The 22,367-nt window shown below is 39.4% G+C and carries 19 protein-coding genes, 1 tRNA gene and 1 rRNA gene (1 of these 21 only partly in view); 6 read left to right on the top strand and 15 right to left on the bottom strand.

The window, feature by feature from the left end:
• Positions 1-463 (bottom strand): 16S ribosomal RNA (locus AC3ANL_RS06185) (it extends 1,087 nt beyond the left edge of the window).
• 645 nt (positions 464-1,108) lie between these two features.
• Between AC3ANL_RS06185 and AC3ANL_RS06180 the strand changes: the two genes are divergently transcribed.
• The 4 genes from AC3ANL_RS06180 to AC3ANL_RS06165 all read left to right on the top strand — a co-directional run bounded on the left by AC3ANL_RS06180 (position 1,109) and on the right by AC3ANL_RS06165 (position 4,146).
• The gene (locus AC3ANL_RS06180; protein WP_488328380.1) at positions 1,109-1,804 is read left to right on the top strand and encodes an MgtC/SapB family protein; all 696 of its coding nucleotides are present in this window, start codon (positions 1,109-1,111) and stop codon (positions 1,802-1,804) included.
• Positions 1,805-1,890: 86 nt separating this feature from the next.
• Positions 1,891-1,963, top strand: a tRNA-Ala gene (locus tag AC3ANL_RS06175).
• A 321-nt stretch (positions 1,964-2,284) separates the two neighbouring features.
• Complete coding sequence (locus AC3ANL_RS06170) at positions 2,285-2,611, top strand: DUF485 domain-containing protein (RefSeq protein ID WP_488328379.1); 327 nt, start codon at positions 2,285-2,287, stop codon at positions 2,609-2,611.
• Complete coding sequence (locus AC3ANL_RS06165; RefSeq protein WP_488328378.1) at positions 2,611-4,146, top strand: solute symporter family protein; 1,536 nt, start codon at positions 2,611-2,613, stop codon at positions 4,144-4,146. Before AC3ANL_RS06170 ends, AC3ANL_RS06165 begins: the two co-directional genes overlap by 1 nt.
• A 114-nt stretch (positions 4,147-4,260) precedes the next feature.
• On the opposite strand, the gene AC3ANL_RS06160 is transcribed toward AC3ANL_RS06165, so the two are convergent.
• Complete coding sequence (locus AC3ANL_RS06160) at positions 4,261-5,655, bottom strand: DEAD/DEAH box helicase (protein ID WP_488328377.1); 1,395 nt, start codon at positions 5,653-5,655, stop codon at positions 4,261-4,263.
• Between the two features lie 202 nt (positions 5,656-5,857).
• Here AC3ANL_RS06160 and AC3ANL_RS06155 point away from each other — a divergent pair, with 202 nt between their 5' ends.
• Complete coding sequence (locus AC3ANL_RS06155; protein WP_488328376.1) at positions 5,858-6,433, top strand: RBBP9/YdeN family alpha/beta hydrolase; 576 nt, start codon at positions 5,858-5,860, stop codon at positions 6,431-6,433.
• Between the two features lie 93 nt (positions 6,434-6,526).
• Here the strand turns inward: AC3ANL_RS06155 and AC3ANL_RS06150 are convergent, their stop codons facing one another.
• The gene (locus AC3ANL_RS06150) at positions 6,527-7,267 is read right to left on the bottom strand and encodes a TerC family protein (RefSeq protein ID WP_488328375.1); all 741 of its coding nucleotides are present in this window, start codon (positions 7,265-7,267) and stop codon (positions 6,527-6,529) included.
• A gap of 261 nt (positions 7,268-7,528) precedes the next feature.
• On the opposite strand from AC3ANL_RS06150, the gene AC3ANL_RS06145 reads away from it, so the two are divergent.
• Complete coding sequence (locus AC3ANL_RS06145) at positions 7,529-8,413, top strand: selenium metabolism-associated LysR family transcriptional regulator (protein ID WP_488328374.1); 885 nt, start codon at positions 7,529-7,531, stop codon at positions 8,411-8,413.
• A 177-nt stretch (positions 8,414-8,590) separates the two neighbouring features.
• On the opposite strand, the gene AC3ANL_RS06140 is transcribed toward AC3ANL_RS06145, so the two are convergent.
• The 12 genes from AC3ANL_RS06140 to thrB all read right to left on the bottom strand — a co-directional run bounded on the left by AC3ANL_RS06140 (position 8,591) and on the right by thrB (position 22,284).
• On the bottom strand, positions 8,591-10,090 hold the full coding sequence (locus AC3ANL_RS06140) for an acyl-CoA synthetase (protein WP_488328373.1): 1,500 nt from the start codon (positions 10,088-10,090) through the stop codon (positions 8,591-8,593).
• A 177-nt stretch (positions 10,091-10,267) separates the two neighbouring features.
• A complete protein-coding gene (gene fabG / locus AC3ANL_RS06135) occupies positions 10,268-11,008 on the bottom strand; it encodes a 3-oxoacyl-ACP reductase FabG (protein ID WP_488328372.1) in 741 nt (246 codons plus the stop codon).
• On the bottom strand, positions 11,005-11,907 hold the full coding sequence (gene phaZ, locus AC3ANL_RS06130; protein ID WP_488328371.1) for an intracellular short-chain-length polyhydroxyalkanoate depolymerase: 903 nt from the start codon (positions 11,905-11,907) through the stop codon (positions 11,005-11,007). The genes fabG and phaZ overlap by 4 nt, the downstream gene beginning before the upstream one ends.
• A gap of 5 nt (positions 11,908-11,912) precedes the next feature.
• A complete protein-coding gene (locus tag AC3ANL_RS06125; RefSeq protein ID WP_488328370.1) occupies positions 11,913-12,926 on the bottom strand; it encodes a 3-oxoacyl-ACP synthase in 1,014 nt (337 codons plus the stop codon).
• Between the two features lie 17 nt (positions 12,927-12,943).
• Complete coding sequence (locus AC3ANL_RS06120; protein WP_488328369.1) at positions 12,944-13,123, bottom strand: hypothetical protein; 180 nt, start codon at positions 13,121-13,123, stop codon at positions 12,944-12,946.
• Positions 13,124-13,135: 12 nt separating this feature from the next.
• The gene (locus tag AC3ANL_RS06115) at positions 13,136-14,134 is read right to left on the bottom strand and encodes a branched-chain amino acid ABC transporter permease (RefSeq protein WP_488328368.1); all 999 of its coding nucleotides are present in this window, start codon (positions 14,132-14,134) and stop codon (positions 13,136-13,138) included.
• 4 nt (positions 14,135-14,138) lie between these two features.
• A complete protein-coding gene (locus AC3ANL_RS06110) occupies positions 14,139-14,999 on the bottom strand; it encodes a branched-chain amino acid ABC transporter permease (protein WP_488328367.1) in 861 nt (286 codons plus the stop codon).
• 18 nt (positions 15,000-15,017) lie between these two features.
• Positions 15,018-15,725: an ABC transporter ATP-binding protein gene (locus AC3ANL_RS06105; RefSeq protein ID WP_488328366.1), complete on the bottom strand. Its 708-nt coding sequence runs from the start codon at positions 15,723-15,725 to the stop codon at positions 15,018-15,020.
• Entirely contained in the window at positions 15,703-16,476 is a 774-nt protein-coding gene (locus tag AC3ANL_RS06100; RefSeq protein WP_488328365.1) for an ABC transporter ATP-binding protein, read from the bottom strand. The genes AC3ANL_RS06105 and AC3ANL_RS06100 overlap by 23 nt, the downstream gene beginning before the upstream one ends.
• 112 nt (positions 16,477-16,588) lie before the next feature.
• Entirely contained in the window at positions 16,589-17,785 is a 1,197-nt protein-coding gene (locus AC3ANL_RS06095) for a substrate-binding domain-containing protein (protein ID WP_488329670.1), read from the bottom strand.
• Positions 17,786-17,928: 143 nt separating this feature from the next.
• The gene (locus tag AC3ANL_RS06090) at positions 17,929-21,177 is read right to left on the bottom strand and encodes a winged helix-turn-helix domain-containing protein (protein WP_488328364.1); all 3,249 of its coding nucleotides are present in this window, start codon (positions 21,175-21,177) and stop codon (positions 17,929-17,931) included.
• Between the two features lie 198 nt (positions 21,178-21,375).
• Positions 21,376-22,284, bottom strand: a complete 909-nt coding sequence (gene thrB / locus AC3ANL_RS06085; RefSeq protein WP_488328363.1) for a homoserine kinase — start codon at positions 22,282-22,284, stop codon at positions 21,376-21,378.
• Positions 22,285-22,367 lie beyond the last annotated feature (83 nt).

The raw sequence follows: 22,367 nt of genomic DNA, 5'->3' as shown, positions 1-22,367 counted from the left end.
ACTTGTTCTTCCCTAACAACAGAGCTTTACGACCCGAAGGCCTTCATCGCTCACGCGGCGTTGCTCCATCAGACTTTCGTCCATTGTGGAAGATTCCCTACTGCTGCCTCCCGTAGGAGTCTGGGCCGTGTCTCAGTCCCAGTGTGGCCGATCACCCTCTCAGGTCGGCTACGCATCGTCGCCTTGGTGAGCCGTTACCTCACCAACTAGCTAATGCGCCGCGGGCCCATCTGTAAGTGACAGCCGAAACCGTCTTTCAGTTTTCCTTCATGTGAAGAAAAAGATTATCCGGTATTAGCACCGGTTTCCCGGTGTTATCCCAGTCTTACAGGCAGGTTGCCCACGTGTTACTCACCCGTCCGCCGCTAACTAACAGGAGCAAGCTCCTGTTAGTCCGCTCGACTTGCATGTATTAGGCACGCCGCCAGCGTTCGTCCTGAGCCAGGATCAAACTCTCCAAGAAAGTTGATATAGCTCATAAATGTTACGTTGGCTTAGTTTCAAAAAGAAACTAATAATTTATTGTTTGTTGACGCTTTTGTTTGTTTAGTTTTCAAAGAACAATGTGCTTTTACTGTTATTTTACAAGTGTTACACCCACAACAGTTTGCACTCTCATTTTTAATCATCGCTCAAAAGCGACCTCTTTAATTTAACACATCTCGTTTAAGTATGTCAACAACTTTTTAAAATGTTTTTAAGTTGTTTAACGCTCTCGTTGAGGACGAGATTTAATATACCATGATAAATAAATGATTGCAATATAATTTAAAAAGGTTTTTTAAATTTTTATTTCGATTTGTTTTCTTCTATTACATTGGGAGCGCTTGGTTAATATATATAAAGAATTATTATTTGCCTTTTTCCTTAAATAAATGCAGGAATAAGCTAAAAATTGCAGGGATATTAACTAAAGGTACTTTAACACATAAAACGTCCTGGAAATGTATATGTAAATAATATAGCTTTTTCCCAGATTCTACTTCCCATTATTCCTTCAATATGTGTAGAATCTAAGTAACCTTTTATGAGTTTCTGAAATTATTAAAAATTTTAAATCCATAAACATGGACTAGAGTACACTAACTGAAATTGGATGTGAATGAATTTGAGTAATGCTGATATTGATATATTAATCAAATTGGGAATTTCTGCTATTTTCGGCCTTATTATCGGTCTTGAACGTGAATTAAAAAGGAAACCTGTTGGACTAAAGACAAGTCTTGTTATTTCGGTTGTAAGCTGTTTATTAACAATTGTCTCCATTCAATCTGCGTATATGTTCCCTGCCTCTGACGACGTAAAAATCACTATGGATCCACTTCGATTGGCAGCCCAAATAGTTTCAGGTATCGGCTTTTTGGGAGCAGGTGTCATATTAAGAAGAGGCAATGACAGTATTTCAGGCTTAACCACCGCTGCAATGATTTGGGGAGCTGCGGGCATTGGGATAGCAGTTGGTGCAGGCTTTTATTTAGAGGCTTTTGTAGGGGTTGCCCTTCTAATAATTAGTGTGGAATTAATTCCTTTCCTTATGAAGCTCTTTGGTCCTAAGCAATTACGAGAAAAAGAAATCAACCTTCAATTATTTATTAGAGACCAGAATCAAATTGAAAAAACAATTTCGTTTCTACTCGAAAAAAAATATATAATTCGCCGACTCAGAATAAAAGATTTAGATAACGGTGATCATCTAGTTCAAATATTAGTTGCGGTAGATTATCGTGAGAAGACAACCGATGTATATTCGATTGTCTCTAAAATAGAGGGTGTTCAAAAGGTGGAAATTGAAAGTATTAGTTAATACGAAAAAAATAATCTTAATTCCCCAAATTACCTCTTGCAAGATTTTTATAATACAGATATAATTTTTCTTGTACCACTTATACTGGGGGCTTAGCTCAGCTGGGAGAGCGCTTGCATGGCATGCAAGAGGTCAGGGGTTCGATCCCCCTAGTCTCCATACGTTAAAACCTTTGCGAAGCAAGGTTTTTTTTTATTTCTTTTTATTAACTCTGAATAATATACAAAAATAGGTAATTTTTCCTGTTTTTCCAAAATGCTCTTGTGCTTTCGATAATAACATTACTATAATTAATTCTAGTATTACTGTTTAAATGTTTGGAAAATTCAGTATAAAGGAGGACTAAAAAGATTCTTACTTTTCCGAAAATAGAGCTATCACGAACAAGCTTTCTTTTCATCTAATGGCCAATCAGTATTGTCTTCATTTTTTTATCTCATGATTTTTTTAAAGCTTTTTAAATGAGAGGGGGCGCTTCAATTGGAGGCACGCAAAACTAAGACTGTTTCTGAAAGCGATTACACTTCTATAGTACAATCAACCGCATTTCAAACTTTACTCTCCGAAAAGAAAAAATTTATTATCCCAATCACGGTCTTCTTTTTTTGCTTTTATTTCGCACTACCTATATTAACATCATACTCAACCATCTTAAATCATAAGTTTATCGGCAATATTACATGGGCATGGGTTTTTGCCTTCCTACAATTTATTATGACCTGGGGTTTGTGCATGCTTTACTCAAAAAAAGCAGCAAAGTTTGATGAATTAGCAAATAAGGTCATCCAAGAAGGAGGATATAACTGATGAATACTCCTGCGTTCCTCATGTTTCTTGGAATTGTGTTGGTAACATTAATCATTACTTATTACGCATCTAAAAAAACCAAAAATGCCAGTGAATTTTATACCGCTGGCGGGGGGCTGACCGGCTGGCAAAATGGAATGGCGATCGCTGGTGATTATATGTCAGCGGCTTCCTTCCTAGGAATTGCCGGTGCTGTCGCCTTAACCGGGTTTGATGGATTTTTTTATAGCATAGGTTTTCTTGTTGCCTATCTTGTTGTCCTTTATCTAGTGGCGGAACCTTTAAGAAATCTTGGAAAATATACTTTTGCCGATATGATTGCAGCCCGCTTCAATGCCAAAAAAATACGTGGTTTTGCTGCTATGAATACGGTAGCAATCTCTGTTTTTTATATGATTGCTCAGCTTGTTGGGGCCGGTGCACTTATTAAATTATTATTAGGTTTAAGCTATACTACGTCTGTATTAATAGTTGGCGTCTTAATGACAGTTTATGTTATATTCGGCGGTATGCATGCTACCAGCTGGGTGCAAATTATTAAAGCAATCCTTTTAATGGGTGGTACCTTTTTAATCTCTATTATGGTTTTGGCTAAATTTAATTGGAGTATTATAGATATGTTTGATCAAATGAAAACGGCCACCCCTTTAAAGGAATCTTTCTTAAATCCTGGTGTAAAATACAAAATTGGTCTTGATACGATTTCATTAAACATGGGACTTGTACTAGGCACAGCTGGATTACCACACATTTTGGTACGCTTCTTTACTGTTAAAGATGCAAAAACGGCTCGTTCTTCCGTTGTTTATGCCACATGGATTATCGGCATTTTTTATGTCATGACTATTTTCCTCGGATTCGGTGCTGCAGCCTTTGTTGGTAATTCTGAAATTATCGCTGCTAACCCAGCAGGAAATATGGCCGCTCCACTTTTAGCACAAGCTTTAGGCGGCGATATGCTCTTTGCCTTTATTTCAGCGGTCGCTTTTGCAACCATACTTGCCGTTGTTGCCGGGCTTGTTTTGACAGCTGCTTCAGCGTTTGCTCATGATTTCTATAATGAAATCTTGCGTAAAGGAAAAGCAACCGAAAAGCAGCAGGTTAGTATGGCACGCTGGGCTGCAATTGGAGTATCTGTTATCTCCATTATTCTAGCCTTAGGGGCACAAACACTTAATGTTGCCTTCCTAGTTTCGCTGGCCTTTGCGGTTGCTGCCAGTGCAAACCTTCCAGTCATTATTTACACGATTTACTGGAAGCGATTTAATACAACTGGAGCCTTATGGGCAATGGTTATTGGTCTTATTTCATCCATTGGTTTAGTTATCATAAGCCCGAATGTTTTTAGCCCTGAAGTAGGAAAAGCCATTTTTGTTGGCAACCCAATTTTCCCATATTCCACGCCAGGAATTGTTTCTATTCCGCTCGGTTTTATTGCCGGTTATCTAGGAACCATCTTCTCTACTGAAAAAACTGATGTGAAGAAATTTGAAGAAGTCCTTGTAAAATCAAACACGGGAATAGGCATGCGCTAATAAGAAATTTAACGTAAATAAAAGAGCATAGTGTTAAACTTTTTTCAAATGAGCGAAGAAATGGGACTGATCGTAATCAGCCCCATTTCTTTATCTTTTTGGATTCCTCTTTCTCTATCTACCTGATCTTCTAGATGTGGAAGTGGAATTAGTCGGTTTTCCCTTTGTGGATTTTTGCTGTTTTCCTCGCTCTGCGGTTGCGGATCCATATTTTTCAGAACTTCCCTTTCGATTGTGCTTCCCAAAACTATCTGACCTTTTTTCAGATTTACGCTTGAATACGCCATCCTGATTTTTATTCCGTTTTCGGTGTTCGTCTTTACCAGCGCCGCTTTTTTCCTTTTGGACATAACCTTTCTTATTTGCATCCTTAGAATGATCTTTTTCATGATTTGCGTTTCCAAAGCTTTGTTTTTGTATGCTAATCTTCAATTCTTTTTCGATTAGATCAAGAGCAGGTTGATTGTCTAAGGTGTATAATGTAACCGCTAATCCCGTCATTCCCGCTCTGCCTGTTCGTCCAATCCGATGGACGTAGCTTTCGGCATCCTGAGGAATATCGTAGTTAAATACATGGGTAACCCCCTCTACATCCAGCCCTCTTGCCGCCACATCAGTGGCAATTAATAATTGAATCTCGGCATCCCTAAAGCGCTTCATGACTTGTTCTCTTTTGGACTGCGACAAATCCCCATGCAACTCATCACAGGAGAATCCATGGGCTTTAAGACCGTCATATAGTTTACTTACTCTTCGTTTTGTACGGCAAAAAATAACGGCTAAAAACGGTCGATATGTTTCTACTACTTGAATTAGGGTTGCTTGTTTTGCCCGGTCAGTTGTAAGGATTGCTATCTGGTTAACATTATCAGCAGGACCTTGTGTTTTTTCGATTTGAATGTATTCTGGCATTTTCATATGTTTGGCTGCTAATTTCCGAATTTCCGGCGGCATGGTTGCAGAGAACAACATGGTTTGTCGATTAGCAGGTGTTTCTCTAATAATATCCTCTACTTCTCCAAGAAACCCAATATGCAGCATTTGATCCGCTTCATCTAACACAAGAAAGGAAATTTCCGATAACCGCACCGTTTCTCTTCTTATATGATCTAACAGTCGGCCAGGTGTCCCCACGACAATTTGCGGGTGCCTTTTTAATTTTTTTAATTGTTTAGCAACATCTTGTCCTCCGTATACAGCTAGCACGGCAATTCCAGGAAGATTAGCGATCAATTTTTCAATTTCCTCTGTAATTTGCAGGGCTAGCTCTCTCGTTGGCGTGACAATGAGGGCTTGAACATGTGTGGCTTCCCGATTAATTTTTTCAAGAATAGGCAGAATAAATGCAAATGTTTTCCCCGTCCCCGTTTGTGCCTGTGCAATAACATCGTTCCCCTTCATCACAAAAGGAATCGCTTGTTCCTGAATGGGTGTAGGTTTCGCAACACCATACCCACGTAATTGATTCACTAAAATTTCCGAAATACCTAATGATAAAAAATCTGACAAAAATACCCCTACTTTCTAAATATCCTATCCATTAATATTGATTGTTTATCGCCTGAATTGCAAATATACATGTTAAATGGTTAAGATAAACAAAAATAATCTAAAACCACTAGTTGCCTTTTCTACTTAAAAGCATTATAATTTCCCCAATACCCACTTATTCAATCGGAATAGTTTATTTAAAATACAAAGGAGGAATTTGATGGCCCAGAAGAGTTTTCTAATCATTCATGGGTTAGGCGGGAGCGGTCAAGATCATTGGCAAACTTGGCTGGCACACGAATTAACACAAAAAGGTTATCATGTATGTTATCCAACCTTCTCAACATTCAAGTCACCTAATAGAAAGGTTTGGTTGGATGAACTAGCACAAGCACTTCAAACTATCCCAGCTGATTCTCATCTAACCGTTATTACTCATAGTCTGGGGTGCATGCTTTGGCTTCATTACACAGCCCATCAAAGGAATAGGATTGCCAAACAAGCCATTCTTGTAGCTCCGCCATCTCCAAATATTGTTCTTCCAGAGGCTAAATCCTTTTATCCAGTACCCTTGTTTGGAAATCATTTATGTAAAGCAGCAGAAGAGACATTATTTATTCATTCCGCTAATGATCCATATTGTAGTATGGAGGATGCAAATAGCTTTTTACACTTAGGTCATCCTGCTATCATCCTTCCTAATGCTGGCCATATTAATCCAGATTCAGGTTACGGAAAATGGCCATGGATGTTGGATCAATGCCTAACGAAGGAAAAATTAGCTTTGAATATATAAAGTGAGATTCAATCCCTACGGATTACTAATAAAATGAGCAGTATTAAATGAAGGACCAATTCGCTGAGAATTGATCCTTCATTTTTTGTATATTTACTTCACTGTTGCTGTTTTTCCCTTAGATAAAAACCATCCACCTAAAGCTATCAATAGCATAACGGACCAAAAAATTGTATTCCAAATAGGTCCCTCAACAAACTCATGAGGAATAATGTGCACAGATGGGTGGGCAAGAGTATGCATTAATAATTTAACTCCAACCCAGCCAACGAGTAACATTGCGGCTGTTTCAAGGCTGGGTCGTTGTGTCAATAACTTAACGAAGTATCCTGCTGCAAACCGAATTACAATTAAACCTGCAATTGCTCCTAATAAAATAATAATAAATTGTGCACCATCCATTCCCCCAATTTCGCCCATTGGCGTTTCCGGTAAGGCGATGACGAGAGCAACTGCAGCTAATATAGAATCAACAGCGAAGGCTATATCTGCTAATGCAATTTGCATAACAGTCATCCGATAGCTTTTCCCTTTTTTCTCTTTTTCTCCATGGTCCTTTTTTAGTAAATGTTTTACTGCAATGAAGATTAAATAAGCAGCGCCAATTGCTTGAACTTGCCAAACGTGAAAAAGGTAGGAAATAATAAAGATTGCACCAATCCTAAATATAAAAGCAAATAACAATCCAATATTAATCGCTTTTTTTTGCTGATCTTCTGGTAAATGCTTTGCCATAATGGCTAAAACTAAAGCATTATCAGCAGATAATAGACCTTCTAAAAATATCAAGATAATTAACACCCAGCCATACTCTAATAATAAAGAAAGTTCCATATGATCCCCCTAAATATGATTATTTTATGACACCAATTAGTTATGAGTTTAAAACCGATTGCTTATACCATTGGAATGATATTACATTACATTAATATTAAAGAAAAATTCCCCCTTAACGAAACTATTTGTTTAATTAACCATCAAGTGAAGATATTAAACATTTATTTCAAATGAAAATGGTGATAAGCTAATATTCAAGTTATCTATGATTTCGTTTATTTATAATCGATTTTACGAATATTCAAGGAGAAGATTAGGATGGATTTGCACCAGCTATATGTATTTACCAAAGTAGTTGAGCATAAAAGTTTCTCTAAGGCTGCAGAAGATATCTTTTTAAGCCAATCTACAGTCAGCTCGCATATTCAAGGACTCGAAAAAATGCTCGATGTGAAACTATTTGATCGTGTGGGCCGGGAAAGTATTCTTACTCCACATGGAGAACGTTTGTATAAATGGGCCCTCAAACTTTTACTCTTAAAGGATCAAGCTTTACTGGATATTAAGCAGGGAATGACAGATCTGCAAGGAATGATTCGCATTGCTACAAGTTCAGTACCAGGACAATTTATGGTCCCAAAAATGGTTAAACAATTTAGGCAGAAATACCCTGAAGTAACATTCCATATTAACCAATCCTCCTCAAAAATTGTGGAAGAAAAGGTGCTGAATGGAACCGTTGATTTTGGGATACTCGGCCAAAAATTTGAAGATGAAAAGCTTCGTTATATACCGTTATTAAAAGAGAAGTTAGTGTTGGTTGCTTCTAATGAAGTAAAAATAACAGAACCTGTATTTATTCAAGATCTTTTACACCACCCTTTTGTGATGCGTAATTCTGATTCTGGCACAAATGCTTTATTAGAGAAATTCCTCAAAAAAAATAAAATAGCGAAAGAAAAATTAAATATTATTTCTTATATTGAGGATGGCCAAAGCTTAATACAATTTGTGATACAGAATGTCGGCATTTCAATAATATCCGAAGTAGCTGCAAAAGAATATTCCAATAATAAGATATTAAAAATGTATAATATCAATTATTTCGATGATGAAAGATATTTTTATCTTGTCTACAACGTAAAAAAAACACAATCCATTGTATCTAAGTTATTTATAGAAACTGCGGCTGAATTAGTTTAACCGTAAGTTTATAGCCAAGGGATATTATCACTCACATAATTTAAAGGAGCAATTAGAAGTGGATTTAACGGTGTCAGGAACTGCGCTCGGGCTTGCCCAGCACTAGATACAGTAACGTGTCCGTACGTACGTTACGGAATGCCATGGAAAAGGAGAGAACGCACTGTTCTCCCCTTTTTATATGTGAATTCCTATTTCTTTTAATCTCATTTTATCAATCTTTCCTACATGAGTTTTAGGAAGCTCATGGATACGAATGAATCGTTTTGGAATTTTGTATCTGCCTAATTTTAGCTCACAATATGTTCTTAATTCTTCATCTTCTATGATATAGTTCCGCTTTAAAGCAATAAATGCAACAACCTTTTCTCCCCATTTATCATCGGGAAGTCCGATCACAGCAACCTCATGGATACCAGGATGGGCTGCAAGCCAATGCTCCACTTCAAGAGGATAGACATTCTCACCGCCCGTGATTATCATATCCTTTTTCCGGCCGACAATATAATAGAAGCCCTCTTCATCTTGTTTTGCTAAATCACCTGTATGAATCCAGCCGCCCCTTATCGTTTCCCGTGTTGCCCGATCATTGTTCCAATAAAATGAAAAGGAATGTTTCCCTTTGATTAAAAGTTCACCGACTTCATTAGGCTTTGTGTCGCTGTCGTCTGATTTTACTAATTTTATTGAATTAAACAACATGGGTCTACCGACAGAACCTCGTTTCCATTTCGCTTCTTCCGGACTAATGTAAAAGTTGTTCGGTCCTGCTTCTGTCAATCCGTACCCCTCTTTAAAAGCCAATCCCTTTTTATGAAAGGCTTCGTAAATTTGTAACGGACATGGAGCTGCTCCAGATAGAAAGATTTTCATATATGGAAAGTTGCTGCTTTGAAATTCCTCAGTTTGAATGAGCATTTGATACATGGTTGGGACAAGCAGGATAATGGTACAGCGATATTGATTAAGGGATTGGACCGCGTTTTTCCCATTAAAACCCTCTCCTAATATGACCGTACCGCCAATCATTAGAATAGGAAGACACAAGGCATTCAATCCTCCTGTATGAAACAGAGGCAGATAGTTTATTGTCGTATCTTTTTCTGTTAAACCCCAACTTAAAATAGTGTTAATAGCATTCCACAAAATCGATTGATGGCTTAATACCACCCCTTTTGGTTTTCCTGTCGTGCCACCGGTATAAATTATTGCGAGTGGATCCGTTTCAACGATTCTTTCTCTATCCCTGTCGTCGATTGGATAAGTAACCAATTCTTCATAATGTGGATCCCCTACCAAAAAAGAACTTAAGTTGAAGTTAGTTAATGGTTGAGACAAGTCTTGAAATTGCCGATGGATGCCAATTAAGACAGGGGTACAATCTGCTAAAATTCCCTTTAATTCATGCTGTGATAAGCGGCAATTTAGTGGCACAAAGATAGCTCCAATCTTTCCACAAGCAAACAGTAAATCGAAATAGCTTATATGGTTGGGCGATAATAAGGCAATTCGATCACCTTTTTTTACACCACGTTGGCTAAGCCAGCTTGCGATTGATTTAGCCCGATGATTCATTTCTTCAAAGGTCCTAGCAATATTTGTATCTTCCTCTATAATGGCCTTTTTTTTCGGAGATAATCTCGCTCTATTATCGAGCCAATCCAGTTCCCACCTCACCGAATAATCGCTCCTTCACTACTAGATGGAACCATTTTACTGATAGGTAGTTACGGGATAGTTACATAAACCTTCGCGGACACCCTTTTCTCTTTCTCCTATTGTTACGGTCGATTTTCCCCTTCCCGATCAGACCATTTATTCAAAAAAACGACCCCGGAAAGGTCGTTTTTAAAATTACATCATAATCCCCCCATCAACATGAAGAACGGTACCATTTACATAATTTGATTCATCCGAAGCTAAGAACAAGTAAGCATTTGCAATATCCTCCGGTTTACCGAGTCTCGCAAGCGGTACCATTTGTTTCATTTGAGTTAAGACTTTCTCTGGTACCTTCGCGGTCATTCCTGTTTCGATAAAACCAGGGGCGACTGCATTCACGTTAATTCCTTTTCGGCCCAGTTCCTTTGCCCATGTTTTCGTCATGCCAATCACACCTGCTTTTGTCGCTGCATAATTGGTTTGACCAACATTTCCATAAACCCCTGTTACAGATGAAGTACAAATGATTTTCCCTTTTCCCTTTTCAATCATCGAAGGCAACACAGCTTGTGTACAGTGAAATACGCCTGTTAAGTTGACATCCAGTACTTTTTGAAAGTCTTCCACCGCCATCTTTGAGAGCATGGCATCTCTTGTAATCCCGGCATTATTAATGAGGATATCAATGTTTCCATAGGTCCCGCGTACCTCATCAACCATCCTATCAACACTGTCACGATCTGCTACATTGACTTGAAAGAAAGTAACCTCATATCCCTTTTTCCGTAATTCACTTGCACGTTCTTCGCCTTGTTCCACATCGAAATCGGCGATGGCCACCTTTGCACCTTCTCTAGCAAATACTGCTGCTGCAGTAAATCCAATTCCATTTGCCGCACCCGTTATAATGGCCACTTTATCTTGTAATCTCATTCCTGCACCTCATTATCCAAAAATTGTTCCATTGCACTTAGCAATTGCGGCAAGTCATCTACTAGTGCTGAATGACCGCAATTTTTTAATTCTATCGCTTTGGCTTTATCCCCCAAATCCTCAAGCAGTTCGTTAGTCATTCCTCGTACGACTACCATGTCTCGCTCTCCATAAAGAACCAATACAGGGACATCAATGTCATCTACTTTCCCATTTCCCTCAATCAAGCCATTAAAATGAAAGCTAATATTAAAACTGTTTAAGGCATAATACACCTCAGCAAGATTTCGCTGCGTTCGCATATCTTGAACATAGTCATCATAACGTTCAGGATCCGGCTGATTGTGAGTATAAATAACCGAATTCCAGATTAACTTTAATAGGGCAGAATCATTTGTGTCATAAGCAGTTTGGATCGGAATTGTCCGAACAAGGTCCCGCTTCATTTCTTCATGCATAGTCAATCTCCGCGGTTCATCAGTATCCTTTAATTTACCGTCAAACGGATAACCTCTGGTAGATGCAGAAGCAAGTAATATCAGCTTCTTACAATATCCAGGGTAATCCGCAGCAAACTGCATCCCAACCGCACCTCCTGTTGACCAACCGGCAATAGCAAAATCCTTCAACCCAATTTCATCAACAAACAGCTTAATGTCATCTGAAAAATCCTTAATCGACATAATGAGATGGTTATAGCTTGAGCTTCCAAAGCCGCGTAAATCTACGGCATAAAGCTTATATTTTGGATCCAGATTATCAAGAACAAGATCCCAATGCTTCGAGGATGTCATATTTCCATGGATTAATAATACCTTTTGCTCACCGCCTTCTCTTTCTCGATAGGCAAGTGTTTCCCCATTTTGTAAACGTACATCCTTCACTGTTACGTTAACCATCCTATTCACCCTTCCCCCCATTTTATCGTGGTCGCTCCCCATGCATAGCCAATCCCAGCACTGACCAGCACAATGACGTCACCCTCCTTCACTTTTCCTGTCTTTAAGGCCAGCTCCAATGACAGGATTTGATCGATTTGGCCAATATGCCCATAATCTTCTAGATAGATAGACTGACTTTCGGACAAACCTAATTCTTTTAAAACATATTCATGGGCTGACTTTTTCATGTGAAGGATGGCCAAGTAGGAAATATCTTCTTCTCGATAGCCGCTTTTCCTAACTGATTCACGAATAACCTTTAAAAAATGATCCATTGATTTTTGTTCAAGCCGCTGCTTCATTCCTTCCGGATCAAGAACATCCAGCTTATTAAGACGGTTTTCAATGGCCTCAATGGTAATTGGATTCTTTGTACCACCGGAAACAACTACGACATCCTCTGAAAAAGAACCATCTGTAATGAGCTCCGTTTCTAATAAAAGATTTCTGTTAAGACCTTTTTTTAATAGAATTGCGCCGCCGCCAGCCCCCAGATTAAACATAAACCGTGTTCTCGGATTCTCATAATCAATGAAATCTACGTTACGATAACCTCCTGCTAATAGGACAGTTCGGATACTGTCATCAGCCATCATCATATTTTTGGCTACTTTCAAGGCCATTACAGTTGTACCGCATCGTAAAGCAACATCAAAAGCCCAGGCGTTTACTGCTCCGACCTCTTCCTGAAGCTTAATCCCTGCAGTCCAAAGCGGATATTCCTTATGCTCTTCGCCAATATAAATCACTAAATCAATCTCTAACGGATCGATTCCGGCTCTAGTAATAGCTTGCTTTGCAGCAATAATGCCCATTTCACACGTATGATCCCCCGGTCCAGGGACATGCTTTTTCCTAATTCCCATTTTTTCTTCGACAACCCGTTCAGGGATACCTGCCATTTGGGCAATTTCTTTTCCGGTTACGTATTCCTCAGGAAGATAAGTACCTATACTGAGAATGCCTATTTGCACCATGCTCACCTACCTATTCACTATGCTTCTTCTGCCATTTGCTTCATATACATCATCGCTTCTTCGATTGATTCAAATAATGTTTCCCGTTCTTCCTGGACATGTGTCACCTTAATTCTCCACTGTTTTCGTCCAGATTCATTTTCGATTGCTGCTAATTGAAAACGAACGACGAAGGAAGCAATTTGATTGATATCCATTGGTTCCTCCTTCTATCCCGCTGCTTTTTCTTCTTTTTTTACGGGATGCTGCTTTTTTCGTTTCCAAGAAAGTGTCCGCAACGTTCCGACAATCCCTTTTGGAAAAAACATGACTACTAAAATATAAAGAATCCCAAAGAAGATAATCCAGCGCTCAAAAATCGCATGCTCCTTGGCCAGCTCGGTTAACCAATCATGAGCAAATTCAATTAATCCTGCACCGATTATCGCACCAATTAAAGTACCAACCCCGCCAATGATGGTCATTAATAGGGCATCTAGAGTAATATCCATTGAAAATACACTCGTATTGACAAACCTAAGTGAAATCGCGTATAAAATTCCAGCAATACCTGCTAATACACCGGAAAGGACACTAGCAGCAATTTTATAATGTAAAACATGAAATCCTAAAGATTCTGTTCTTTGTTCGTTTTCCCTGATTGCTTGAAGTACCTTGCCTAATGGAGAATTGGTAAACCGCTTTAAAATCAGAAATACAGCAACCATAACTAACAAACAGAGGAGATAGAAATTAGTCCGGTCAATAAACGGTTCAGGTACTCGAAAGGTGAACCCATCATTTCCATAGGTCATGGTCCGCCATTTTTCTGCTAACACCAGGAAAAGACCTGACAATGATAAGGTTAACATTGCGTAGAAATGACTTTTTAAACGAAGGGTGAGCAAGCCAACAATAAAACTTACCATCGCAGTAAGGACAATTGTGGTCATCACGGCCAAAAAGAAATAAAACATGGTCGGTTCAAACCTTTTCATAAAAATCCCCATCGAATAGGAACCAATTCCAAAGAACATGGCATGACCGAAGGATACGATTCCGGTAAACCCTAATAACAGGTCATAGCTCATCGCAAAAATAGAAAAAACAAATACTTGTGTTAATAAAATAAATAAGTTTCTAGATTCATAAACAAAGGGCAACAGGAGGAGAAAAGCTGCAATCACTAAAAGAATCGCTGTCATTCTATTACCTTGTATCCATCTCATATTCTCACCCCTTCGCACCAAATAAACCCTGTGGCCGAATAATTAACACAATTGCCATGAGGAGCATATTAACAGCCAGTGAGAGGTCTGGAACATAATAAGCCATAAAAGAACCTGATAGACCGACTAAAATCGCCGCTAAAACAGATCCTTTGAAGTTCCCCATACCGCCAATGACCACCACAATGAATGCTAAGATTGCAAATTCCATTCCCATTCCCGCATGGATTACACCGGAATATGGACCAAGTAAAACACCGCCAAGTGCGGCCATACCGGCACCCATCATAAATACATACATAAATACTTTTTGGATATTGATACCAAGTGCTTGCACCATTTCTTTATTCATGACACCCGCCCTCACTACAAGGCCAATTTTTGTTTTCTTTAGCACAAATTGGACTCCCGCAAAAATAAGAAATCCAACAAAAATGATAAAAACGCGATACTTAATGATAATCACACCGCCCCATTCCCAGCTTCCCTTTAAATAGTCAGGAGGTGATGCTGTAATTTGATTTGGTCCCCAGAAGACTTTTAACATTTCGGATAATACCAGCATGAGGCCAAGGGTAATTAAAATTTGCTGTACATGGTTGCCATATACCGGTTTAATGATCCACTTTTCGGTCATAATCCCCAGCAAAAAACCGGTTAAGATTGCCCCTATAATCCCAATGATGAAGCTGCCGGTCTTCCCATAAATCCATAGTCCGCTATAGGCTCCCCAGGCAAATAATCCGCCATGTGCAAAATTCAGCACATCCATTAACCCAAAAATAAGGGTTAAACCAGCAGCCAATAAAAAAATCAGCATCCCAGTTGCCAGACCATTTAAGGTTAAATTCATGATCAAATCCACGAAGAGGTTCCCCCTTTCTTACGCAATGCCCAAATATTTACGCTTCATTTCTTCATCTTCCTTTAATTGTTTCATGGTTCCACTGCTTACGGTTCGTCCATCATCAATAATGTAAAAACAATCACCGATCGTGCTCGCCATCATAAAATTTTGTTCTACTAACACGATCGTTGTTTGATCTTTCATTTGTAAAATAGACTCCATCACCTTCTCTACAACGATTGGAGCCAACCCTTTACTAGGCTCATCAATTAACAGCAGTTCGTTTTCATTTACATATGCCCTTGCAATCGACAACATTTGTTTTTGCCCGCCGCTTAAAAGGCCGCCTGGTTTCTTCCAAAACTTTTTTAAGTCTGGAAACAAATTTAATATCCAGTCCATCCGTTTTGCCGTTTCCTCATTGTCTTTTTGGATTGCTACTTTCATGTTTTCCTCAACCGTCAATCCAGCAAAAATCCCCTGGTCCTCGGGTACATAACCGATGCCCTTTTTCGCAATGGTATAGGTTGGCAGGGATTGAATCGTTTCGCCATGAAGGGTAATGCTGCCTTTCGAAGCGGAATTTAACCCCATAATGGTTCGTAAGGTGGTTGTTTTTCCGGCCCCATTTCTTCCGAGAAGAACGGTTACTTCGCCTTTTTTTACTGAAAAAGAAATACCTTGCAAAATATGATATTGACCAATATAGGTCTCCACGTTCTCAAGTTTCAACAGGGAGCACATCAAAATGACCTCCTAAATAGGCAGACTGGACCATTTCATTTTTCATGATTTCTTCCGGTGTTCCGTCAGCCAGCAGCCTTCCATTAAATAAGACCATTACCGAATCGGATAAATCCAAGATCATATCCATCTTGTGTTCGATTAGAATAATAGTCCTGTTCCCTTGTGCTTTTATTCTCTTGATTACTTCTAAAATGGCCGGCACTTCCTCTAAAGACATGCCTGCAGTTGGTTCATCTAGTAAAAGAACCTCCGTTTCAAGCGCCAGCAGCATGGCAATTTCAAGCTTGCGCTTTTCCCCATGTGCTAGGTTAATCGCCAGCGAATCTTTTTTATCATCTAAAAGGACAAGCTTGAGCCACTCCAAGGCCTTTTGTTCAAATGCTCGATATTTTTTATGATGCATTAGCATTTGATAGCGAATGCCCGCTTGCGACTGAACGGCTAATCTTACATTTTCTAAAACCGTTAAATTAGGGAATACATTGGTAATTTGAAAGGAACGGCCAATGCCAGCTCGTGTACGGTTCGTAGGCGAAAATTTCGTAATATCTTTTCCACGAAAGTAGATTTTCCCTTGCGTCGGGGCTAATTGGCCGCTTAAGAGATTAAAAAAGGTTGTTTTTCCAGCACCATTTGGCCCAATGATCGACTTAAAGTGCTTTTCAGGTACGGAAATACTGACTGAATCAACTGCAGTATGACCGCCAAAGGTAATCGATAAATCCCTGGTTTCAATAATCATAGACATTCTTTCACCACCTTAAGTCCTTAGCGTTAAAAATAAGGAAGAGGGTGACCACGCTTCATTCGGTCTAATCCTCGCCCTTTTCAATTGAAGTTATGGTTAATCAAAAATCTGCTTACTTGTTCCGAATTGGTGGTGCTGTTTCTTCAGGAGACAGTTCCCTGATCAGTACTGGGACTGGGTATGGAACCCCATCTTTCTTCTCCAGCTTAATTGCATACAAGGTTTGCAAAGCTTGGTGATCCTCTGGGCGATACGTCATTTTCCCCTTTGGTGATTCAAAGCTCATACCTTCCATGGTTGTGATGAGTTTATCAGCATCGGCATTTCCATCCGTTTTCTTTAATGCCTCCACAATGGAAATAGCTGCACTCATCCCACCTGGCGTAAATAAATCAGGAACATCACCGCTAAATCTCTTTTTATGCTCAGCTACGAGCCAATCGTTAATTTTATTTTTCGGCAGGTCATGGTAATAAACAGTGAAGCCTTCCATGCCAATCAAGGGCTCCATCGTTGATAATGCGGCAATATCTGGTGCCCCAGTTGAAATCTTAATTCCTTTTTCTTGAACCTTCATATCAGAAAGCTGCTTCCAAGGAGAGTTTGCACCCGCCCAAACGACAAATAAGTAATCCGGTTTGGCATCCACTATTTTTTGAATGTTAGAAGTAAAATCAGTTGCTGCCGGATCTGCGTATTCTTCCTTCACAATTTCTGCACCAAGCTTTTTGGCTGCTTCCTTAAATGCGGCAACGCCATCACGTCCGAACGAATAATCCGGTGCAAGCGTCGCAATTTTCACTCCCTTTTTGGCAATAGCGGCAGCACCTGCAACTGCATCTTGGGAAGAGTTACGTGCTGAATGGAAAATATACTTATTAAACTCTGAACCTGTGATACTATCAGCAGCTGCTGGTTCTACAACCATTACCTTTTGATATTCCTCTGCAAGTGGCAGCACTGCCAAGGTGTCTGCTGAACTGGATGATCCAACAAGGAAATCTACTTTATCTTCCTCTAAAAGCTTCGTCGCCTTTTGCACGGCAACTTCCGGCTTGGTTTCCGTATCTTCTACAATGAATTCAATTTTCCGACCGGCAACCTCCCTCTTACCATCTGTTGCATAATCAAGTCCCAGCTCAAATCCTCTTAATGTTTGTTTACCGTATGCTTCAAGTGCACCCGTCTTTGATGCAAGAACACCAATTTTAATTGGTTCTTTATTTTCTGTTTTCTTTCCGCCACTATCCTTCGGTTCTGATGATGATTTTTCAGAACTGCAAGCACTTGCAAAAATCATCATAAACATAAGTAATCCTAATAATGCCCATTTACCGCGATACCCCTTCACTCTTTTTCCCCCTTAAGATATGATTTAACAACTTGCAAAGCTTTGATTTTATGATAAAAGAAAGTAGTTACAACAAAGTTACAAAAAAAAACAGCCCTATCTTAAGGCTGTTTAATGGGATTCATGATTGTTTCGGATTCAATTATCATGCTGTACATATGCTTGGTCGGCTCTAATGGGGTTACACCCAGTTCTTCTTCTAATACCTCAGTGCACTTTTGATACCACCTTATCGCTTGAGGACGGTTATTTTTCCGATAGTAACAATACATCAATAATCGATAGGCTTCTTCCCATGTTCGATCCCGTTCAAGAATTTTTTCACACCAATTTATCGCAGCCTCGTAGTTTTCACGGCGCACCATCCATTGCGCCATTTTTTCAGCCCCTCGTAAAAAATAAACGAGCATACTCTCCCTTTTACTTATACACCAATCATCATAACGACGGTCAGGTAAATAATCTCCTTGATAAAGTGTTAATCCGCTTTCTAAGAGGGAAATCATCTTTTCCGGATCTGTTTCATTCAAGCCAGTATGAATCAAATTTTGAAAGCGAGTCGTATCCAGATCTATCTTTGCTTGTGGATTTAATCCATAAAACATTCCTTCCCTAATGATAAAGAATGGTGCAGCGCGTGCCTTACGCATTGGTTCAAGTACATTATGCAGACTATTTAGAGCCACTTTAAAATCACGATCGGCGCTTTTTTTATCCTGGTAGGGCCAAAGGATTTGAATAATTTCATCTTTTGCCATTTGTTCGGTTGAAGTAATCAATAATTGGAACAGTTCCTTGGCCTTTTCTCTTTGCCAATCCTTCTCACCGATTTCTTTTTCGCCAAGCCGCAGTTTGAACTGGCCTAAGGTCTGAACCCGAATCGAATAACCAGGATGGGAATCATATGTGGTCAAGCCCATATCCTGAAGGATTTTAGCAACATAGGAATATTGAATATCCACTTTCATGCATTCAATTAACATTGGAACAAATACTTGTAAATCCCTTGGGCTGAAAACAGAACAGTTATGAAAAAAAAATTCATAGCCATGGATATGGACAAGACTTAAAAAGGCATTGATAGCTTCCTTAAATAAATCTTGATTCTTTTCTACATAAAACAAATAGGATAACCAAAACAGGCTTAGCATTTGTCCAAAGGAATCCTCGCAATTTTGGAAGAGAGATTCCGTTTTTTTCAAGTAATGAAGGGCCTTTGGCAGCCGTTCATTATAAAGGCAGGTAATCCCCATGCACAGAGTAATTAAAGCAGACAACCAGACGTCATGGACCTTATCTGTCTCCTTTAATGCTTTATCCCCTGCCTCTAATGCCCGTTCTAGTTCTCCCCTTGTCCCGTATAATAGACATTGGCCCATTAAGGGCTCAGCCTTACCTCTCTCAACATTAAGCTGATCCATTATTTTTAATGCCGTTTGATAGCAATTTTCGGCCAAATGGGAATCATATTGATTTAAAATTTGTACGGCATGACCCATGCGGATCCAGCCGCATGCTTCAACAAACGGAGCCTTTGCACTTATGCCTTGTTGAATACCTGCTTGTGCAAGCTCCTTTGCCTTTAAACCTTCCCCAGTAAAAGCCTCAATTAGCGATAGTAATAAATCGGTCTCCCGGTGAGCCTGCGGCAATGAGGTGACTGCAATCCCCTTCAGCTCGGCTTTTTTCATGTAGAGGACTTTCTTTGCTTTCTCAAACCGACCGGTTCTTAAATACAATCTTGCTTCTAAATTCGCATCAAGATTAGAATCCATTGCTTCTTTCGTTTTATGAATCCATTTTTCAGCCTCTACGGCCTTCCCCGAGTTTAGCAAATTCTCAGAAAGCAATTGATAGAGTTTACTCAATTCCACATCTGATCCACTACATTGTTCGCGATAGGCAATTGCCTCATAAAGAAGCCGCTCGGCATGCTGAGGCTGAATCGTATCCAAATAAATTTTGGATTTTCCTTCTAGCGCCTTACTCATTCCAAGATAATCTTGCTTCTTTTCTGCACCTGCAAATGCTCGATCATAACTCTCTTCTGCATCTTGATAGTGGGAACGGTAGCGAAGAATTTCAGCTTTTAAATACCAAAGATGGTAATATGATTCGAGTTCTGCTTCAGGAAGAATAGCTAATTGATCAGATAAACTTTCCAATTTGCCATTTTCAAGCATCCATAAGCCATTTTCTTGTAAAATGGCACAAATCGCCTTATGATGATTAATTTTTTTATAATGATGCAGGGCTTCCTCCCATAAGTGTCTTCTTTCATAGTAACGGGCACATTTTTCATGGAGTGCGGCATAATGACTAGGATTATTTTTTTGAAATATATCTTCGAGAAATTCTTTAAATAAGGCGTGATAACGATAATGATTCAAGCCTACTTTTTGAATAAATAAATTTCGATCTTTTAATTGCTCTAGCATATGTGACGTACCCTGAAGCCCAATCACATCATTACAAATCTCTTCTTCAATTTCATCAAAAATGGAAGATTGCTCAAGGAACTGTTGGATAATTGGCGGCTGCTTTGAAAAGACTTCCATGACTAGGTACTGAAAAAAATCTTGCAGAGACTGTGAGGAATGCTGGAAAAGCTCAGAAATGTCCTTTTGTAATGGTATCTGAGTCGCGATCATGCATAAGGCAATAATCCAGCCTTCTGTCATTTCGTAAATGGATTGGAGATGATGTGGTTCAATTGTTAATCCATAAAAATCTGTTAAGAGCAGCTCCATTTCATCCATTGTCAGGATTAAGTCTTCTCTTGTTATTTCTAAAAGTTGCCCACACACCTTCATTTTCGTCAAATATTTCCATCCCGGACGGCTTCGGCTTGAAATCACGATATGTAAATTTGCTGGGATGTGTTCAAGCAGTTTTTCCACCCAGCTATTAATGGTATAGGAATGTTCAATTTGATGAAAGTCATCTAAGATTAATGTTATCTCCGTGTTACTCTCTAGGATTTCATTTATAAAGAGGGAACATAAAACACTTAATTCCTCATCACGAATATAGCGATCCATGGTGTCTATATAGGCTGATAGTTCTGTTCCAAAAGAAGGAACAACACGGCGAAGGGCATGAACGATATAAGAAAGGAAGGGAAGGATATCGTCATCCATCGAAGAAATAGAGTACCAGCATCCTGGATGTTTTTCGTCCCTCATAAACAAGGCAAGTGCCGTACTTTTACCAAAACCTGCACCAGAATGAATGATTGTCAAAGGATAGTCAGGGATTTTTTTCATTTTCCGCGTTAGCTTGGCCCTTCTGATAAAATCATCTTTCACAGCCGGGATTCGCAGTTTGGTTTGAATAATCGGCAGCCTCATATTATTAATCCTCCTTCCTAATTTCCGCAATATTTACACTATTTTACCATATTACACCTATTATGTGTATGTATGCGGTTACAAAAAGAGGGTATCCTGAATGGAAAAATAAGGGGATGAAATCATGTTGATTTCATCCCCTTATTTTGGCTTCCATCCTTATAGAAAACAATAGAATGGACTCCCTTTATTCCTTGTTTATTTCACTAATTCAATTACACTGCTACCCCTATAGTCAATCGAAAGCCTCTTTGCCGTCATGTCTGGAAAACCCGATTCCAAGGCCTTTGCAAGTCGATCACCTTTCCCTCGTTCAGTAAAGCAAATCATCGTTGGTCCTGCTCCACTTAAGGCTACGCCAAAGGCACCGTTGGTTTTAGCCAATTGTTCAATTTCCTGATAGGCATGAATCAGCGGTTTTCGATAGGGCTGATGGAACAGGTCCATTTCCATCATTTTTCCAGCCAACGCCCAGTTTTGACTTAACAGGGCTGCAATCAATAGATTGGCGGTAGAAGAAGCTTGGACAGCATCCTGACGTGAGTATTGGGGAGGCAAAACATCCCGAGCAGCTTTCGTCAATAAAATTTCTTGCGGGATGGCAACCACTACCTCTATCGGGAGATCCGTAAACGATAGCATATCGACTTCATTTTGTTGATAACATCCAATCACAAGACCACCATAAATAGAAGCACCCACATTATCCGGATGACCCTCCCAATTTGTGGCATGAAGGAGTTTTTCTTGCTTTGTTAAGTGTAAGCCGCCAAGGACATCCGCAAGCTCGATCCCTGCCACAATTGCTGAGGCACTTGAACCAAGCCCTCTTGCTAAGGGAATATCACTATCTACTTTGATTGAACAAGGAGATAGCTCAATCCCATAGTGTCCTGCTGTTTTCAGTGCCACTTGACAGATAAAATTTGACTCGTCAGAAGGAAAATCCTTCAATTCCCCACATGTAGAATAAATCTTCCACTGTTTACTTTTCTCGATTTCCAAAGTCAAATATAGATCAAGAGCGAGACCCATTGAATCAAAGCCTGGCCCAAGATTCGCTGTACTCGCAGGTACTTTTATCATAAAACGATCATGTAAAGTCATCTGTAAACAACACCTCGAATATGTTCCAATCCAGTTTTTTCATTATTAGGCTTTTTCCTTGGTGTAACTAAACTGGTTTGATT

It is taken from the genome of Neobacillus sp. DHD-1R (assembly GCF_057747995.1).
The sequence above is the reverse complement of the archived record's forward strand: the minus strand, read 5'-3'. Positions and strand labels throughout refer to the sequence as shown.

What these genes read in the sequence shown, in the direction of transcription:
- AC3ANL_RS06165 (WP_488328378.1), top strand. Translation starts at nt 2,611, where the DNA reads ATGAATACTCCTGCGTTCCTCATGTTTCTTGGAATTGTGTTGGTAACA.
- AC3ANL_RS06155 (WP_488328376.1), top strand. Translation starts at nt 5,858, where the DNA reads ATGGCCCAGAAGAGTTTTCTAATCATTCATGGGTTAGGCGGGAGCGGT.
- AC3ANL_RS06150 (WP_488328375.1), bottom strand. Translation starts at nt 7,267, where the DNA reads ATGGAACTTTCTTTATTATTAGAGTATGGCTGGGTGTTAATTATCTTG.
- AC3ANL_RS06145 (WP_488328374.1), top strand. Translation starts at nt 7,529, where the DNA reads ATGGATTTGCACCAGCTATATGTATTTACCAAAGTAGTTGAGCATAAA.
- fabG (WP_488328372.1), bottom strand. Translation starts at nt 11,008, where the DNA reads ATGAGATTACAAGATAAAGTGGCCATTATAACGGGTGCGGCAAATGGA.
- phaZ (WP_488328371.1), bottom strand. Translation starts at nt 11,907, where the DNA reads ATGGTTAACGTAACAGTGAAGGATGTACGTTTACAAAATGGGGAAACA.
- AC3ANL_RS06125 (WP_488328370.1), bottom strand. Translation starts at nt 12,926, where the DNA reads ATGGTGCAAATAGGCATTCTCAGTATAGGTACTTATCTTCCTGAGGAA.
- AC3ANL_RS06120 (WP_488328369.1), bottom strand. Translation starts at nt 13,123, where the DNA reads ATGGATATCAATCAAATTGCTTCCTTCGTCGTTCGTTTTCAATTAGCA.
- AC3ANL_RS06115 (WP_488328368.1), bottom strand. Translation starts at nt 14,134, where the DNA reads ATGAGATGGATACAAGGTAATAGAATGACAGCGATTCTTTTAGTGATT.
- AC3ANL_RS06105 (WP_488328366.1), bottom strand. Translation starts at nt 15,725, where the DNA reads ATGTGCTCCCTGTTGAAACTTGAGAACGTGGAGACCTATATTGGTCAA.
- AC3ANL_RS06100 (WP_488328365.1), bottom strand. Translation starts at nt 16,476, where the DNA reads ATGTCTATGATTATTGAAACCAGGGATTTATCGATTACCTTTGGCGGT.
- AC3ANL_RS06095 (WP_488329670.1), bottom strand. Translation starts at nt 17,785, where the DNA reads ATGTTTATGATGATTTTTGCAAGTGCTTGCAGTTCTGAAAAATCATCA.
- AC3ANL_RS06090 (WP_488328364.1), bottom strand. Translation starts at nt 21,177, where the DNA reads ATGAGGCTGCCGATTATTCAAACCAAACTGCGAATCCCGGCTGTGAAA.
- thrB (WP_488328363.1), bottom strand. Translation starts at nt 22,284, where the DNA reads ATGACTTTACATGATCGTTTTATGATAAAAGTACCTGCGAGTACAGCG.